This is a genomic window from Nostoc sp. KVJ3 (assembly GCF_026127265.1).
GTDB lineage: Bacteria > Cyanobacteriota > Cyanobacteriia > Cyanobacteriales > Nostocaceae > Nostoc.
This window is the reverse complement of the sequence record NZ_WWFG01000001.1, coordinates 2,153,231-2,167,825: the sequence shown is the minus strand read 5'-3', so window position 1 is coordinate 2,167,825 and position 14,595 is coordinate 2,153,231. Positions and strand designations below refer to the sequence as shown.

The 14,595-nt window shown below is 39.0% G+C and carries 14 protein-coding genes and 1 tRNA gene; 9 read left to right on the top strand and 6 right to left on the bottom strand.

What is annotated here, in order from left to right:
- Positions 1-18 precede the first annotated feature (18 nt).
- From GTQ43_RS08785 to GTQ43_RS08770, 4 genes are all read left to right on the top strand, one after another.
- Complete coding sequence (locus GTQ43_RS08785) at positions 19-1,035, top strand: hypothetical protein (RefSeq protein WP_265272248.1); 1,017 nt, start codon at positions 19-21, stop codon at positions 1,033-1,035.
- A 76-nt stretch (positions 1,036-1,111) separates the two neighbouring features.
- Positions 1,112-2,005, top strand: a complete 894-nt coding sequence (locus GTQ43_RS08780; RefSeq protein ID WP_265272247.1) for a glycosyltransferase family 2 protein — start codon at positions 1,112-1,114, stop codon at positions 2,003-2,005.
- A 118-nt stretch (positions 2,006-2,123) separates the two neighbouring features.
- A complete protein-coding gene (locus tag GTQ43_RS08775; RefSeq protein WP_265272246.1) occupies positions 2,124-3,275 on the top strand; it encodes a glycosyltransferase in 1,152 nt (383 codons plus the stop codon).
- 153 nt (positions 3,276-3,428) lie between these two features.
- Positions 3,429-4,253 (top strand): WecB/TagA/CpsF family glycosyltransferase, encoded by an 825-nt coding sequence (locus GTQ43_RS08770; RefSeq protein ID WP_265272245.1) that lies wholly within the window; start codon positions 3,429-3,431, stop codon positions 4,251-4,253.
- A gap of 186 nt (positions 4,254-4,439) precedes the next feature.
- Here GTQ43_RS08770 and GTQ43_RS08765 read toward each other — a convergent pair whose 3' ends face one another.
- Positions 4,440-5,597, bottom strand: a complete 1,158-nt coding sequence (locus GTQ43_RS08765) for an endo-1,4-beta-xylanase (RefSeq protein WP_265272244.1) — start codon at positions 5,595-5,597, stop codon at positions 4,440-4,442.
- Between the two features lie 440 nt (positions 5,598-6,037).
- On the opposite strand from GTQ43_RS08765, the gene GTQ43_RS08760 reads away from it, so the two are divergent.
- The 3 genes from GTQ43_RS08760 to GTQ43_RS08750 all read left to right on the top strand — a co-directional run bounded on the left by GTQ43_RS08760 (position 6,038) and on the right by GTQ43_RS08750 (position 8,099).
- On the top strand, positions 6,038-6,502 hold the full coding sequence (locus tag GTQ43_RS08760; RefSeq protein ID WP_265272243.1) for a CYTH domain-containing protein: 465 nt from the start codon (positions 6,038-6,040) through the stop codon (positions 6,500-6,502).
- A 63-nt stretch (positions 6,503-6,565) separates the two neighbouring features.
- A complete protein-coding gene (locus GTQ43_RS08755) occupies positions 6,566-6,793 on the top strand; it encodes a hypothetical protein (protein WP_265272242.1) in 228 nt (75 codons plus the stop codon).
- A gap of 127 nt (positions 6,794-6,920) precedes the next feature.
- Complete coding sequence (locus tag GTQ43_RS08750; RefSeq protein ID WP_265272241.1) at positions 6,921-8,099, top strand: sulfate ABC transporter substrate-binding protein; 1,179 nt, start codon at positions 6,921-6,923, stop codon at positions 8,097-8,099.
- 8 nt (positions 8,100-8,107) lie between these two features.
- On the opposite strand, the gene GTQ43_RS08745 is transcribed toward GTQ43_RS08750, so the two are convergent.
- A complete protein-coding gene (locus GTQ43_RS08745) occupies positions 8,108-9,514 on the bottom strand; it encodes a lysophospholipid acyltransferase family protein (protein ID WP_265272240.1) in 1,407 nt (468 codons plus the stop codon).
- Positions 9,515-9,797: 283 nt separating this feature from the next.
- Between GTQ43_RS08745 and GTQ43_RS08740 the strand changes: the two genes are divergently transcribed.
- A complete protein-coding gene (locus tag GTQ43_RS08740; RefSeq protein ID WP_265272239.1) occupies positions 9,798-10,418 on the top strand; it encodes a Uma2 family endonuclease in 621 nt (206 codons plus the stop codon).
- 77 nt (positions 10,419-10,495) lie between these two features.
- Here the strand turns inward: GTQ43_RS08740 and GTQ43_RS08735 are convergent, their stop codons facing one another.
- Both GTQ43_RS08735 and GTQ43_RS08730 read right to left on the bottom strand, forming a co-directional pair.
- Positions 10,496-10,942, bottom strand: coding sequence for a DUF2127 domain-containing protein (locus GTQ43_RS08735; RefSeq protein WP_265272238.1), 447 nt, complete (start codon positions 10,940-10,942; stop codon positions 10,496-10,498).
- Positions 10,943-11,147: 205 nt separating this feature from the next.
- A tRNA-Ala gene (locus GTQ43_RS08730) sits at positions 11,148-11,220 on the bottom strand.
- Positions 11,221-11,291: 71 nt separating this feature from the next.
- Between GTQ43_RS08730 and GTQ43_RS08725 the strand changes: the two genes are divergently transcribed.
- Positions 11,292-12,209: a rhodanese-related sulfurtransferase gene (locus GTQ43_RS08725; protein ID WP_265272237.1), complete on the top strand. Its 918-nt coding sequence runs from the start codon at positions 11,292-11,294 to the stop codon at positions 12,207-12,209.
- An 18-nt stretch (positions 12,210-12,227) separates the two neighbouring features.
- Here the strand turns inward: GTQ43_RS08725 and GTQ43_RS08720 are convergent, their stop codons facing one another.
- Positions 12,228-12,404: a hypothetical protein gene (locus GTQ43_RS08720; protein WP_265272236.1), complete on the bottom strand. Its 177-nt coding sequence runs from the start codon at positions 12,402-12,404 to the stop codon at positions 12,228-12,230.
- 45 nt (positions 12,405-12,449) lie between these two features.
- Positions 12,450-14,363 carry a transketolase C-terminal domain-containing protein gene (locus GTQ43_RS08715; protein ID WP_265272235.1) on the bottom strand — a complete coding sequence of 638 codons (1,914 nt, stop codon included), beginning with the start codon at positions 14,361-14,363 and terminating at the stop codon, positions 12,450-12,452.
- Between the last annotated feature and the right edge of the window lie 232 nt (positions 14,364-14,595).

The window sequence follows — 14,595 nt, the reverse complement described above, 5'->3', positions numbered from 1 at the left end:
AAATAAATACTTCATAATATGTCAATACCTATAGCTTTTATAATTTGTACAGAACCTGGCCGCTTAGAAGGTCAATCTTTAATGCTCGCAGAAAGTATTCGTAAGTTCTGTGGTGAATTAAAAGATACACCTATATATAGTTTTCATCCTAGAGCGGGTGAACCGATAGCAAAGCAAACCCAAAAAGCATTTGAAGCGTTGCAAGTAACTCATCAACAAGTTCCCATAAATCGAGAATTTCATGATTATTATTTAGCCAATAAGCCTCTGGCGTGTGCCTATGCAGAACAAAATATCGATGCAGAAATCTTAGTTTTTCTAGACAGTGACAAATGTTTTTTTTCTGAGCCAAAAGAATTTTTATTGCCAGTGAATTGTAACGTTCGGTTGCGTCCTGAGTATGGTCAAGGAATTGGTTCTACAGGCCCGCGAGACTCTCAAGAATGGTACTGGCAAAAATTATATGAAGTTTTAGGAGTAAAGCGTGAGATATTTGTTGATACACCAATTGGTGAGAAAAAAATCAGAGCCTACTGGAACTCTGGTTTGATTGTGGTGAGAAGGAGTGCAGGTATATTTACAGCCTGGAAAGAGAATTTTGAAAAAGTAATGCGCCTTGATATAACTCCTCCCCAGGGTATTTATTTTGTTGAGCAATCTGTTTTGTCTGTAACTTTATGTGCCTCGGAAGAAAACGTTGAACATCTTCCTCCTAATTATAGTTATCCATTACCTTTACATAACCGTTTATCAACAGAAATACAAATTCAACATTGGGATGATATTATATCTATTCATTATTTCAACTTATTCTTTTATAACGATTGGAATGCACAAATAAAAAAATTGAAAAGATTGAATATCAATTCAGATAAATATAAATGGTTGTGTCAAGAGGTTGTCAGACTTAATATGCCTCGTGTATCAGTTTTACATCGATATATGTTGGTAGTCAGAAGAATGGAACAAAAATTACGAAACTTTAATTTAGACATTAACCTGAGTAGCTGGATAGAAAAGATGGCGAAACTTTAAAAGTAATTGCAAGAATTATGTTTAACTTGATTATTTGTATTGATTTTTTCTAGAGAAATAACATGAGGTCAATGGGATGAAACAAGCCAATATAGCGGTAGTTATGACTTGCCATAACAGGCGTAATACAACTCTCGCCTGTCTACATACTTTATATGAGCAAAAAAATAATTTTGATGTTTATTTAACTGATGATGGTAGTTCTGACGGGACTGCACAGGCTATCAAAGCAGAATATCCAGAGGTACGTATTCTTCAGGGTAATGGTAATTTATTCTGGGTGGGAGGTATGCATCTCGCCTTCGGTGAGGCGATAAAGAATCAGTATGATTATTATCTGTGGTTGAATGATGACACATTTCTGGAAGCTAATGTTCTCAGTAAATTATTACAAATTCATCAAAATTTGACTGAACAAGGTTATCCAGATTCGATTGTAGTTGGTTCAACTAAAGATCCAATGACAGGGAAAGCAACTTATGGAGGAGCAGTAAAATCTAAAAAGTGGTATTCTAACAAATTTGAGTTTTTAGAACCAAGTTCGGTTATCCAACAATGCGATGCTATGTATGGTAACTGTGTGCTAATCCCTAAAACTGTTGCTGTAAAAGTTGGCAATATTGACACAGCTTTTGTTCACAGTTTAGGAGATTTAGATTATGCCCTGAGAGCCCGTAAATTGGGTTGTAAAATATGGGTAGCTCCCGGATATGTTGGTACTTGTACTAAAAATTCTATCCGTAATAGTTGGGTAGATACTAACTTAAGTATATTAGAACGCTTGAAGAAGGTACTGCAAATTAAAGGATTTCCATTAAAACCTTGGACTGTATTCTGTAGCAGACACTCTGGGCCATTTTGGATATTTTATTGGTTTTTACCCTATATCAGAGCCATCATTGGTTATAAGAATTTGGCAATTTCTCCTACATTTTCAGAGGATATTAACCAAACAAACTCAGAAGTTTGATCCTTCTATTAGGTTATTAGCTAATAGAATTTGGATAATTCATGAACATCTTAGTCAGGTGACAAATGCAGTTAAAAAATAAATTTCTTAAATCTGAAAATAATCAACAATCATTATTATGGGTAAACGCTTACTAATTGTCTCAACACTCGATTCTAGTCAACCATTTGGTGCTTTTACTAGACCTTTTTATCTAGGACAGTATCTTACTGAGCATTTTGATGTTTTTCAGCTAGGATTAGATTGTTCATCTGTTAATTATGCACCTTCTACTTCGATTGGTTCAAGAAGCCTGAAGTCATATATCCAAGCTATAGAAAAGTGCATTGATGAGTTTTGTCCAGATATCATTTATGCTCAAGAAACTTTACCTGGATTGGCTGCTTTAATTTCATTAAAGCTTAAAAAACGTAGTAAATCCTCTCTTGTTTTGGATTTTCATACATTTTCAGCATATGAATACTGGATGCGCTTGTTTTCAGTTGCCAATCCTTTCAAAGAGTTTGTACAATGTATTAAGACATATATTGCCCAGGGAATTTTGATATTCTCTGGTAGTCCCATTATTGCAGCAGGTGACTCAATTCCTAAACTAATTTCTCAGTGGTATGGTAAAACTCCACAGCAGATTTATAGTATCGGGAATGGAGTTACTGAAGATTTACTAAATACTGAACTGTTTCAGGATAAAGACCCCTATCAAGCATTTAGACCGGCTAAAATAGTAGTTCTTGTTGCTCCAAAAACATTTCAATTTCCAAGTAATGATATGTCTGTGTCAATGAGTATTGAGATTGCTCAATATCTTGAAATTCATCAGCAGAAAGTACATTTGATTGTCATTGGTAGGGATAGTAGTGATATTTCAGGGCCAATACCTTCTAACATTTCTTTTTTAGGTTTTTTACCTAAAAGAGAAGACTTTGTTGCCCATCTTCAATATGCAGACATTGCTTTATTACCGTTCTCAAAACAGGCAGTAGCAGGTGGCGCTCGCAATAAAGCGTTAGACTATTTTGCGAGTAAAAAGCTAGTTGTCTCAACACCAGAAGGCTTGCGAGGTTTAGAAGAATTCCGCCACTTAGAACATCTTTTAGTGACAGGATACTCTACTGAAGAAGTCGCCAATACAGTGCTGGATGCAGTTTCAAATATTGATAAATATCAACCACTTGTAGATACAGCATATAACTTAATTACAGAAAAATATTCCTGGAATGCAAGAGCGCACAATATTGCGGAAGTCCTCATGAAAGTTAGTTATTCTTAGTTAGGTTAAAATATATATTTAACTAAAATAAAACTGAATTTTTCTTAATATTTAAATTCTTAAATATTTAAATATTGCTACCAACAACTTTTTAAATACCCACCTCTACTGCGACATTAACTCTATTAATTCTAAAATAAAAATTGTAAGTTTATGAACAATCGATTTTCTTATAAAATTCTTGGTGTTAAAGTGGATGCACTCTCTATCCCAGAATTAAATTTATTGATTGAAGAATCTATTGAAAAGAATCAGAAATGGATTATTGCTAATCACAACTTGCATAGTCTTTATCTTTTTCATAACGATCCACAAATGCAAGCTTTTTATGCCAAGGCAGAATATATCCATATTGATGGTATGCCTCTGTTATTTATTGGAAAGCTATTAGGGTTTCCAATGAAACGAGAGCAAAGGGTAACTTATGCTGACTGGGTATGGCCTCTAATGGCAGAAGCAGCTAATAAAGGCTGGCGTGTATTTTATCTAGGTTCAAAGCCAGGAGTTGCTGAACAAGGAGCAAGTATTTTGCGCCAGAGATTTCCTGGTTTAGAGATTGCTTGCGCTCATGGCTACATTGACATGGATAAAAATAGTCAAGAAAATCTCGCTATTTTAGCTGCAATTAATGCCTACAAACCTCATGTATTAATGGTGGGGATGGGTATGCCACGCCAAGAGCATTGGATTTCTGAAAATCTTGAACATCTTCATACCAACACTATTTTGACTAGTGGAGCTTGCATTGACTATGTAGCAGGGGCAATACCTACTCCTCCTCGCTGGATGGGAAAGGTTGGCTTGGAATGGTTGTATCGGTTGTTTTCTGAACCGAGAAGACTTTGGAGACGTTACTTACTTGAGCCTTGGTTTGTAGCCACATTATTTTTAAGAGAAATTTGGAGTATGCCAAGCCAACAAAAAAAAAATAGAATGCTGCTATTTCTCAGTACAAGATTTCACAAGTTTGTCGCGTGATTGAATCTAGCCATGCCTTACCAGTAAGTCGCTCAATTCGTTACGAATTTATGAAATACTGTATTAAGGCTTAATCAATAATTACGATGCATTATCCAACTTTCATCCTTATTTCTAAGGATGAATCTCCTCACATATTTCGTTCAGAATGACACTGAAAAATGCTATTTAGGTCTGGGCGCAGTATTAAGTTGCTTGCTGAAAAACCTGGGCAATTGCGTTGCAAGCAAGTTTGGGTTGAAGATTTTCATCGAAGGGAAGCGGGCGCAGAAATTTCCAGAGGCTTGGATTGTTCCTATAAGTTTTTCTTGGCATCCAGTCGGGATGACGTATCCACGTATGACGGTCTGTAAGCCCCCATGAAATCACAGTATCAACTCCAGCCGCAAAGCATAGATCAAGATATCGCTTGTAACTATCGGCTACCATCTGGTCTAGCTTTTTGATACTATCGGGGAGTGGGGTATCAATGATAATATCTAATTCTGTGATTATTGGTTTAACTTCAAGATCGTTAAGCCGTTTTAAGACAGAATTAAATCCTTTTGCATCAAATCCGTATGCAGTAGAAAACCATAGATGCGACTGGATACCTGCCCCATCAATTTTAACGCCATTATTCTTCAGGTATTCGACCATTTTTAAGAAATGGTCTGATTTCCATGTAGCGCCTTCGATGCCGAAATCGTTGAGGTAAAATTTCTTGGTGTTATCAACTGAGGCGGCAATTTTAAACAAGTCTCGAACCAATTCTGGTTTTACGCCTTTACGCAAACCGTAGGTAGGGTTATCAGTTTCATTTTCACTATCAGCGATAATTTCATTGGCAATATCCCAAGACTTTAAAACGGGGCTATTGCGATAATGCCCCATGACTCCTGTAACGTGCCGTTCGAGCATCTTAAGAGTGGGGGGATAAGGAACCCAGTCTGGTTTTCCCATGTGCCAGAAAAGAGTATGCCCATGTAATTCTATATTATGCTTTTGGCAGAAATCAGCGATCGCATCTGCTGATTCAAAGGTAAATTTTCCTGGCTGTGGTTCAGTGGCATTCCATTTTAATTCACCATTGGGTGTTGCAATCGAACATTCACGAGCAATTAGATTAGCGTAATCCTTCTCTTTTTGCAAAAATTCACCAGAAATTGCTGTGCCAAAAAGCTTTCCCTTGGCGGCGGCTAATTTCCGAAGGGGGGGATTTGTATTTGCACTCGCATAATTTGCCGTAGCAGCATAAATGCTGCGATCCTCTTTCTCCTTATCCTTTTGTAAAAAGGCCATAGTCAATAAGGCAGAAAGAGTTGTGTATCCTGCTCTTTTTAAAAATTTTCTCCGATAAGGCATAAACCATACCTGATAAAAACATAAGTATTATATTACAGATTGAAGGAGGCAGAATCAAAAAGGAACCTACGCTTAAAAACCTGGGGTTGACTTTGGAAATCTTTTATCTCATCCCACTCTTGGCTAGACACAAATCTTTTCGGCTCGAAATCCCAACTAAACTTTTGATTGATACTTCTTTCCTCATACTTTTTTTGTAATGTCGCATATACTGCTGCGATCGCACTTATGTTTCTGTGTGTCTAGTTTCAGCATCATGATGCACGGTGGTTAGCACTCCTACTCAATCAAGCCATTCTTGTAGAATAGTCGGTGAATGCCGATCAAATTGGTAATGTAATTGAGTATGGTGTAACTTGAATTCGGAGCGATCGCATGGATTTTTTTTTGAAAATAACTCAGCTTATTTCTAGACAAAAGTAAATAATCAGGTAAGTAAAATGGCGCAAGAAATAGAGCGGAAATATTTAGTCAGAGGAGATAGTTGGAGAGGATTAGCTGAAGGTAGTGTATATCGTCAAGGATATATTGCTACACAAGACCAAGCAACTGTACGTATAAGGATCGTAGGTGAAAAAAGTTATTTGACGATTAAAGGCCCCAGTATCAAATATTCAAGATTAGAGTTTGAGTATCCTATTCCTGTTGAAGATGCTCAAGAAATACTTGAGACATTGTGTGAACGTCCCTTTATAGAGAAAATTAGATATCAAATCGAGTCGGGTGGTTTAATTTGGGAAATAGATGAGTTTGATGGTGTTAATAAAGGGTTAATATTAGCAGAAGTTGAACTCAATGATGAAAATCAACAAATTGAACTACCAACCTGGATTGGACAAGAAGTTTCTGATGACTCCAGGTATTTCAACAGCAATTTAGTAAAACACCCTTTTTCCCAATGGTAATTTCTCAAATATTTTCTGCGATCGCTAATCAATGAAATAGTAATAGTATCCTGAGTATTAATTGTGGTATTTTGGTTAGCTCGTTGGCAAGGTATTACAGATGCACGACGAGATGCTAGTCAAAATTCCACCTTATCAGTTGTAGCGTTAATTACACCTGAAGAAAAGTTTGCTGTGGGACGCAAACTTAATGATATGTTTGTCGATTCTTTCTTGGCTATTCAAGAAAGTGATAAGGGACATATCATAATTAGCAGTCCAGAAATTTCTAAAACCAGTTCTCCTAATTAGGAATTTAATTAGTCGTTCAAATGTATCCGAATCAAAAATAAAATTATTTATCTATCCTTAGCCAATGTTTTATAATACCCTTTTAAGCAAGTTATTTAAGATACTACAGATAAAAGGGAAGAATTTCATGAAGCAGTGGCAATTTACTATTAAATCTAGGACATATTTAACTGAATTAGTTTCCACTTGCATTGTTAAACCTTTGCAGGTTATAAGACGGTGGTGCATACAACTAATACAAAGTTGGTTGTATAAGTATTCATTATTGGGCATTGTGCCCCTATTTTTGGCTGGAATTAGTTTGAGTATCCTGTTAGCTGCTTGCTCTTTACGTAATGTCGATAATACTCATAATTCTAGTGTAACTTACCAACGTGATGTAACTCTAACCTTTGTTTCCTACTCCGTTACAAGTGCAGCATACGAGCAGATAATTCCCGAATTTATCGAACAGTGGAAGAAAGAACACAACCAAAACATTACTTTTAATCAAAGCTATGATGCGTCACGTTCCCAAACCCTTGCTGCGGTAATTGAGGGTAAAGAAGCCGATGTAGTACATCTATCACTTGCGGCTGACATTAATCAACTTGTTGAAGCAGGTTTCATTCAATCAGGTTGGGAAAAAGAAGCGCCTAATAATGCAATTGTTACTAAATCTGTAGATGCGATCGCTACCCGTCCCGGTAATCCTAAAAATATCAAAACTTGGGCAGATTTGGCGCAACATGGCATAAAAATAGTCACAGCTAATCCTAGAACCTCTGGCGCTGCTCGCTGGAACTTCCTTAATCTCTGGGGTTATGTAACCAAAGCTGGTGGAAATGAAAATCAAGCAATAGACTTTATTTCCAAAGTCTATAAGAATGCACCTTTGTTGCCTAAAACTGCTCGGAATGCTAGCGAACTATTCTTTAAAGATGGCCAGGGTGATGTTCTGCTCAACTATGAAAAAGAGATGTTTTTATCAGCAAAAGATGGCGATAAAATTTCATACGTTGTACCAGATGTCAATATTTCTATCGACAATCCTGTTGCTGTTGTGGATAAAAATGTCGATAAACATGGAACTCGCTCAATTGCCGAAGCATTTATTAAATTTCTCTACACCCCAGAATCGCAACGAGAGTTTGCCAAATTGGGATTTCGTCCCGTTGACTTAACAATTGCCAAAGAAGTAGAAGGCACTTTTCCTAAAATTAAAACTATCTTCAAAGCTGAAGATTTAGGAGGATGGGACAAAATTCAAGCGAAATTCTTCGATGAAGGTGCAATTTTTGACAAAATTAGAGCGAAAAAATCTTAGAAGTTTCGTTATCTAATCATCTTCTCTAAAGCGATTTGCAAATCTTTTGTCAAATCGCTCACGGCTTGTCTAGATGTATTGCGATCGCTCTGAGAATTTGACCAACGTTCTGTAACTGAAATTGGCTCTCCAACAGTGATTTGTGCCTGTCGCAAACCTAACCGGGGTCGCCCTGGAAGTGTTGTATCCTGAATTCTAGAAAGCATATCAAAGATGAGCAAAGCTGTTTCTGCAAACCGTTCCGCCGTCGGTTCTTCTTGAATATAAGTCGCACTAACTGCCACAAAACTTTCGACTATCCGCATATGCCGCATCCGCAAGTCTGCTTCTTCAGCAATCCAGTCTGCCAAACCGCGTTTAAAAGGTGATAAAGCATTTATATCAACGAAATCTTCTCGATAAATATAGTTCCAGCCAGCATCTTCTAAACGGCGACAGCGATCGATAAAATTACCCTGTGCTTGGAGTCCAAAATATTGCTCGGCAACTTGTAAAGAGTTATCAAGTAAGCGATGAAGTCGAGCAATTAATACCTGATTAGGAGTAGCAGATTCATCAGTTGAGATGGTTTTTGGAATGTTTTGATGATAGAAGCGACGATAAAATTCTTCCATCTCGCTAATGAGATATTCAGCTAACCTACAGAGGCGTTGATAGTAAATCTCTTCGCTATCACCTTGATTAATTTCCTGAACTACCAAGCCACTATCAGCTTCCAACTTACTCAATAGCCAATCCAGTTTAGACCAAGGTGGCTCAACGTAGCGATACTGGATAGCGATCGGCACAATTACAACAGTCTCACTCCGATTAGCTTTTTGTAAGTCTTCTGCACACCAAAAGGCCATTTGAGCAACGCCTGGTTCCAGCGGGCTAACAATTCCACTATGGCCATTAGTACCTCCTTCGGGTGCGACTGCGATCGGTAGTTTGCCATTAGCAAACAACTCCCGTGCTGTTTGGATAGCTTGCCGATCTAGTCGCCTACCGCGACGAACCGGCACACCCCCCACTTGTGAAAACAACCAACCTAGCCAATTTCCAGCCCAAACAGTCATCCCTCGATCGTAAAGAAAGTAGCTGTGAACAAGAGATTGTAGTGTAATACCTTTCTGACGAGCAACCTTTGGCACAATGTGAGAAAGCAAATACAACATACAGAGAGGATCTTCCACCTCTGGGTGACGAAATGCCAACAAAAAACGAATTTTTCCAGATTGGAATTGCTGATAAAGTTCAGCTAATACCTCAACATTTTTAGCTTCAATATCGACAATTCCAGCCGGTAGCCAAGGGCGAGTGCGAAACCGTAGTGCGATCGGCAATAACCACCGAACAATCTGGAGTATCAGCCGATTAAACCGTTGGGGAATAAATTTCAGTGGTGGTTGAGTAGAGTGAATCGTTTTAGGCAAGTCGCTCTCCAGATTGTATTTCTAGTGATTGTACAACATGGGGGTCTTGGTTTGGCGTTAGAAGTTTGTTTATAAAAGAGTATTGGCTTAAAGTAAGGTATTACCGCAGGGCATTAGTGTCAACAATGATAAAAAGGTAAGTAGTGCATCTGAAATCATAATTAGGACTTACGCATAGATAATGGAAAACGAACCACAGAGAACGCAGAGATCACAGAGAAATGAGAGTTTGAGAGGGTTTTTGCGTAAGTCCTAATAATTTCAAAACTCACGGAAGCAATATATGGCTCAAACTTTACATGAACTAATTACGTTCGATCAATTTATTACCTGGTATCCTGAAAATCCACAGCAGAAATACGAATTGCATGATGGAATAATAATTACAATGACCCCTCCTGCTGGGCTACATGAAGAAATTACAGGATTTTTGGTTAGAAAATTGAGTGTTGAATCAGACCGATTAAATCTACCTTATATCTTCCCAAAAACAGCATTTATTAAGCCACTTGAAAATGAATCAGCCTTTTCACCAGATATACTGATATTAAATCAACCTAATTTGGTAAATGAGCCTCTCTGGAAAAAATCATCTACTGTAACTCAAGCCGTTTCAATTCCATTAGTTGTTGAGGTCGTTAGTACTAATTGGAGGGATGATTATTTCATCAAACTAGCCAGATACGAAGAAATGGGTATCCCTGAATATTGGATTTTAGACTACGCTGCACTGGGAGGAAGGCGATTTATTGGCAATCCCAAACTGCCCACAATTTCGCTTTACTGGCTTGTTGATGGTGAGTACCAGTTAAACCTTTTTCGTGGGAGCGATAGCATTATTTCACCCACTTTCCCAGAATTTAATTTAACGGCACAGCAGATTTTTAATGCTGGTAATATTTAAACAATCCTCCCGTTGCTGCATTGTGTTTAAAGCATCAATTTTAGCTCTCCCACAATAGAGTATATAACCGATGAAAATTAGTTTTTATGTTTAGGAAAATTGCGGAATAGATACACAAATACTGCTAAATTCAACAAAAAAATAAATGTTTTTAGAAGAGATATTCCCCGAACCAACTCATAAATCTCTGGGGGAATACTGATGCCGACAAGTACCAATACTAAGATATGCGCCCAACGTTTTTCATACCACAAACCAACAGCTTCAATCCCAGTTACAATAGCGTATATTCCTGCACCAATACCGCTAAATGCCAGAGTTCGAGGATTTAAGTTAATAACTTTTTGTAAAACCCAATCAATAATTATTGATTTACCTTCTAAAACATAATCGTCTGAGAAATCCTCTAGATTTTGATAATTTTTTAACGTCAATAATAAAGCGATCGCAGTAACCATAAGCAGCAACGCGGTAAATGTTTTATAGAGAACAATTGCTACTAACCCAAATGGACGCTTTTTCAAACAACCCCCTAAATATATAAATAAATCAAATTTTAATTAGCTGGCTCTTAACGATGGCAACTAAGATGCTTATTCTAGCGTCCTTTCTCAGACTATGTTCGCAAATATTTCTCTAACTAAGTAGGGCTTTGAAGAACGGGGTAATTGGACGCAATACTAACTTACCTACTGCAAGCGATCGCACATTCAGATAAATCATATCCAATGGAGGTTAGCGGACTCGAACCGCTGACATCCTGCTTGCAAAGCAGGCGCTCTACCAACTGAGCTAAACCCCCATAAAATTAAAATAGTCGGTAACTTTAGTTGCCGTTAGTATTGTAACCTATATTGTTCCATTATTAAGAGGATGAAGCCAGAAAATACCCAGATTGTCGCAGCACTGTATAAATTTGTTAAGCTGCCAGATTTTGCCGAAAAACGAGATCCTCTGCTGTCTTACTGCCAAGCGCAAGGTGTTAGGGGGACAATTTTGCTGGCACAAGAAGGTATTAACGGTACAATTGCGGGTTCGCGTCAAGCGATTGACTCAGTTCTCTGGTTTCTGCGTTCCGATCCTCGTTTAGCAGACCTAGAATATAAAGAGTCCCATGCCGAAACCCCTCCCTTTGAGCGGATGAAGGTGCGGTTAAAACCAGAAATTGTTACTTTAGGATTGCCTGAAATTGATCCAACTCAGCAAGTTGGCACTTATATTAATCCCCAGGAATGGAACGATTTAATTTCCGATCCAGAAGTAACCGTGATTGATACCCGCAATGATTATGAGGTGAATATCGGTACTTTTCAAGGGGCAGAAAATCCTCAAACTGGTTCATTCCGGGAATTTCCTGATTATGTGCTACGCCACCTCGACCCAACTAAACACAAAAAGGTTGCTCTGTTTTGTACAGGCGGTATTCGCTGTGAAAAAGCCTCATCTTTCATGCTTGCCCAAGGCTTTGCAGAAGTTTATCATCTCAAAGGCGGCATTCTCAAATATTTGCAAGAAGTTCCAGCCCAAGAAAGTTTATGGCAAGGAGAATGTTTTGTCTTTGATGAGCGGGTAGCTGTCAGTCATGGTTTAGAGGAAGGAAGTTGTGAGCGGTGCTTCTGCTGTGGTCGCCCAATTTCTGAAGAAGATAAGCTGTCTGACAAGTATGAGCAGGGTATCTCCTGTCCCTATTGTTTTGATAACCTGACCGAGGAGAAAAGAGCGCGTCAACAGGAAAAATGGCGGCATTACCAAACTCAAGTTACTAATTCTCAAAATCGGGATATAAGCTAATCCGTTTATTGAAAGCAGCTATGCATTGGGCATTGAGCATTGGGCATTGGTAATTTCTTCCCCATTCCCCATTCCCCACTCCCCACTCAATACTGTTCGGTTAAGGCAAGAGACGCGATGAATCGCCGTCTCTACAATAATGATTTTTTCGTCTTGACGACGATTTATCGCGTCTTTACGCTCTAGAATTTCCATCAAAAAACCTTAACCGAACCGTATTGACTCCCCACTCTCCACTCCCTACCCAACTAACTCCTTCACCTTGTTGATAATGCTCACTGGATCGATGCCTTGATATGGGTACTGTTCCCACAAGCCACCGCAACCTTCTTTATGAGTTCCAAGATGGGCATATTTGGGAGTCAACCCGCGCTCTAGCAACCAAGAACCGAAACGGCTGCCTAACCCTGTCCGCCGATTGAAGGCTTCTACTACAAGAACAAAAGGAGCCTTACCAATTTTGGTAATCATTTCTTCATCAATGATGTTTAAAGTCGGTTTGTTAATTAAACCAACGTCTAGCCCTTCTTGCTTAAGACGCTCTACAGCATCAACGGCACGGTAGAGAGCATCACCAAAACTGATGATATAGCCTTGCGTTCCCTCTCGTATAACTTCATCTTTACCGGGAACAAATTTGTAGCCACTTCCAAATAAATCATTGCCGTTGCTGTCCTGAATATTGGGCACTTTGGAACGAGTGGAGAAAATAAACCGCAGTCCAGCCTCATGAAACACAGCTTCTACACAAGCTGTCATTTGGTTAACATCTGCCGGGAAGTACAATTGTGTTGCATAGCCATCATCTAAGCCATTGTCGGCAAACATATTATTCAAACCGAAATGACAGGTATTATCTGCCATGTCATCTATACCTGCATGGGAAAAGTGGGAAAGGACATTGGAATAGTTCAGCCGTGCCATCGTGATTTCTGAGATACACATTTCTAAGAAGGCGCTGAAAGTCCCAAAAATACCTTGCTTGCCCTTCTCCATACCAAATCCAGCAGCAGCAGAGAAATTGCCCCGTTCCATAATGCCGGAGGAAATAAATATTTCCGGGTATGCATCATGAATTTTCTTCAACCCGCAGGAGCCTTCTAGATCGCTATCGATGACCTTGACTTTTTCTTTGCGCTCCGCCTCACTCATGCGACTGAGAACAGCTACCACTGCTTCACCAAAAACATTTCGGTTAGCGCCCCATTTATCACTGGAACCTAGAAATGTGTATGTTTGCTTGGGTTTTTCAATACTCTTCAAGTATTCGATCGCCGCAGTTTGTCCACGAGATTCTAGATATTTAATTGCTAAATCTACAGAAATTACATCATGACCATGAGTAGAGCCTTCTAAACCTTCAATACCAGGACACATCGGGCGTTTATTAATGAGAGCGATCGCTCCGGGAGTATTTACAGCTTCACACAGGCGATGGTATAAATCGTCTAAGTCTTCGCCATCTCCCTGAAGTACTTTCAAGCCATGACCTTCTAAGGTTTTGGCGACACTGAAACCAGGTAAATATTTAGAAGGATGTCCAGCGATCGTTACATCATTATCATCAATTATCAGCTTGACGTTGAGATGTTGAGCAACAGCCAAGCGAGCAGCTTCAGCATCGTTACCTTCTTGCTGTGAGCCATCAGAACCGAGACAAAAAACTGCTTTGCCTGGATTTGCCATTGCTACACCATTGATGTAAGGCCAAAGATGTCCCAGGCGGCCAGAACTAAATTTCACACCAGGGGTTAATCCTAGTTCGGGGTGTCCTGGCAAATGGGAATTTGCTTGGCGATAACGTAAAAGTTGCTCGGCAGGTAAGTCACCATGCAACGTTGCCATCAGATATTGAGTAGCAACTCGATGTCCTGCCTCATCGAAGAAAATCGGCACAAATTGCTCCGATGCTCCCCGGAAAAAGGCATCGAGGATCGTTACCTCTGGAACTGTATCGTATGGCCCACCAGTATGACCACCCACTCCGCTAGCAGCGCCAGTTGCAGTGAAAAAGACGATCGCATCCCGGCAGAGTTGAATATTTGCTTTTAGAGTCTCTCGCTGTTCATCTGTCAGGCTCGAATTTGCTGGATTGAGCGCTAAAAATTGGTAAGCACCGAGGTCAATTGGAAATTGAGTATCAATAATAGTCATGGTTTATTTACTGAATAAAAAGCTATTTGAACACACGGAACGGATAAGCGCACTACCAAAAAAAATTGTTAAAACCCAGATTGGGCAACAATTAGCCAAGAATTTTTCAAATTAAAGTCAGCCAAGTACTTGGAAGTATCTGGTTTCATTAAATGCCACAATCAATACATTTAACTGTGCATGAATATGCTTGAATTCAATTGAACTTACGGATTACCGTACACAAACTTGC

Coding starts and splice junctions, on each gene's coding strand:
- GTQ43_RS08720 (WP_265272236.1), bottom strand. CDS start 12,404: ATGGAAATTCTAGAGCGTAAAGACGCGATAAATCGTCGTCAAGACGAA.
- GTQ43_RS08750 (WP_265272241.1), top strand. CDS start 6,921: ATGAAGCAGTGGCAATTTACTATTAAATCTAGGACATATTTAACTGAA.
- GTQ43_RS08785 (WP_265272248.1), top strand. CDS start 19: ATGTCAATACCTATAGCTTTTATAATTTGTACAGAACCTGGCCGCTTA.
- GTQ43_RS08740 (WP_265272239.1), top strand. CDS start 9,798: ATGGCTCAAACTTTACATGAACTAATTACGTTCGATCAATTTATTACC.
- GTQ43_RS08780 (WP_265272247.1), top strand. CDS start 1,112: ATGAAACAAGCCAATATAGCGGTAGTTATGACTTGCCATAACAGGCGT.
- GTQ43_RS08715 (WP_265272235.1), bottom strand. CDS start 14,363: ATGACTATTATTGATACTCAATTTCCAATTGACCTCGGTGCTTACCAA.
- GTQ43_RS08765 (WP_265272244.1), bottom strand. CDS start 5,597: ATGCCTTATCGGAGAAAATTTTTAAAAAGAGCAGGATACACAACTCTT.
- GTQ43_RS08770 (WP_265272245.1), top strand. CDS start 3,429: ATGAACAATCGATTTTCTTATAAAATTCTTGGTGTTAAAGTGGATGCA.
- GTQ43_RS08725 (WP_265272237.1), top strand. CDS start 11,292: ATGAAGCCAGAAAATACCCAGATTGTCGCAGCACTGTATAAATTTGTT.
- GTQ43_RS08760 (WP_265272243.1), top strand. CDS start 6,038: ATGGCGCAAGAAATAGAGCGGAAATATTTAGTCAGAGGAGATAGTTGG.
- GTQ43_RS08775 (WP_265272246.1), top strand. CDS start 2,124: ATGGGTAAACGCTTACTAATTGTCTCAACACTCGATTCTAGTCAACCA.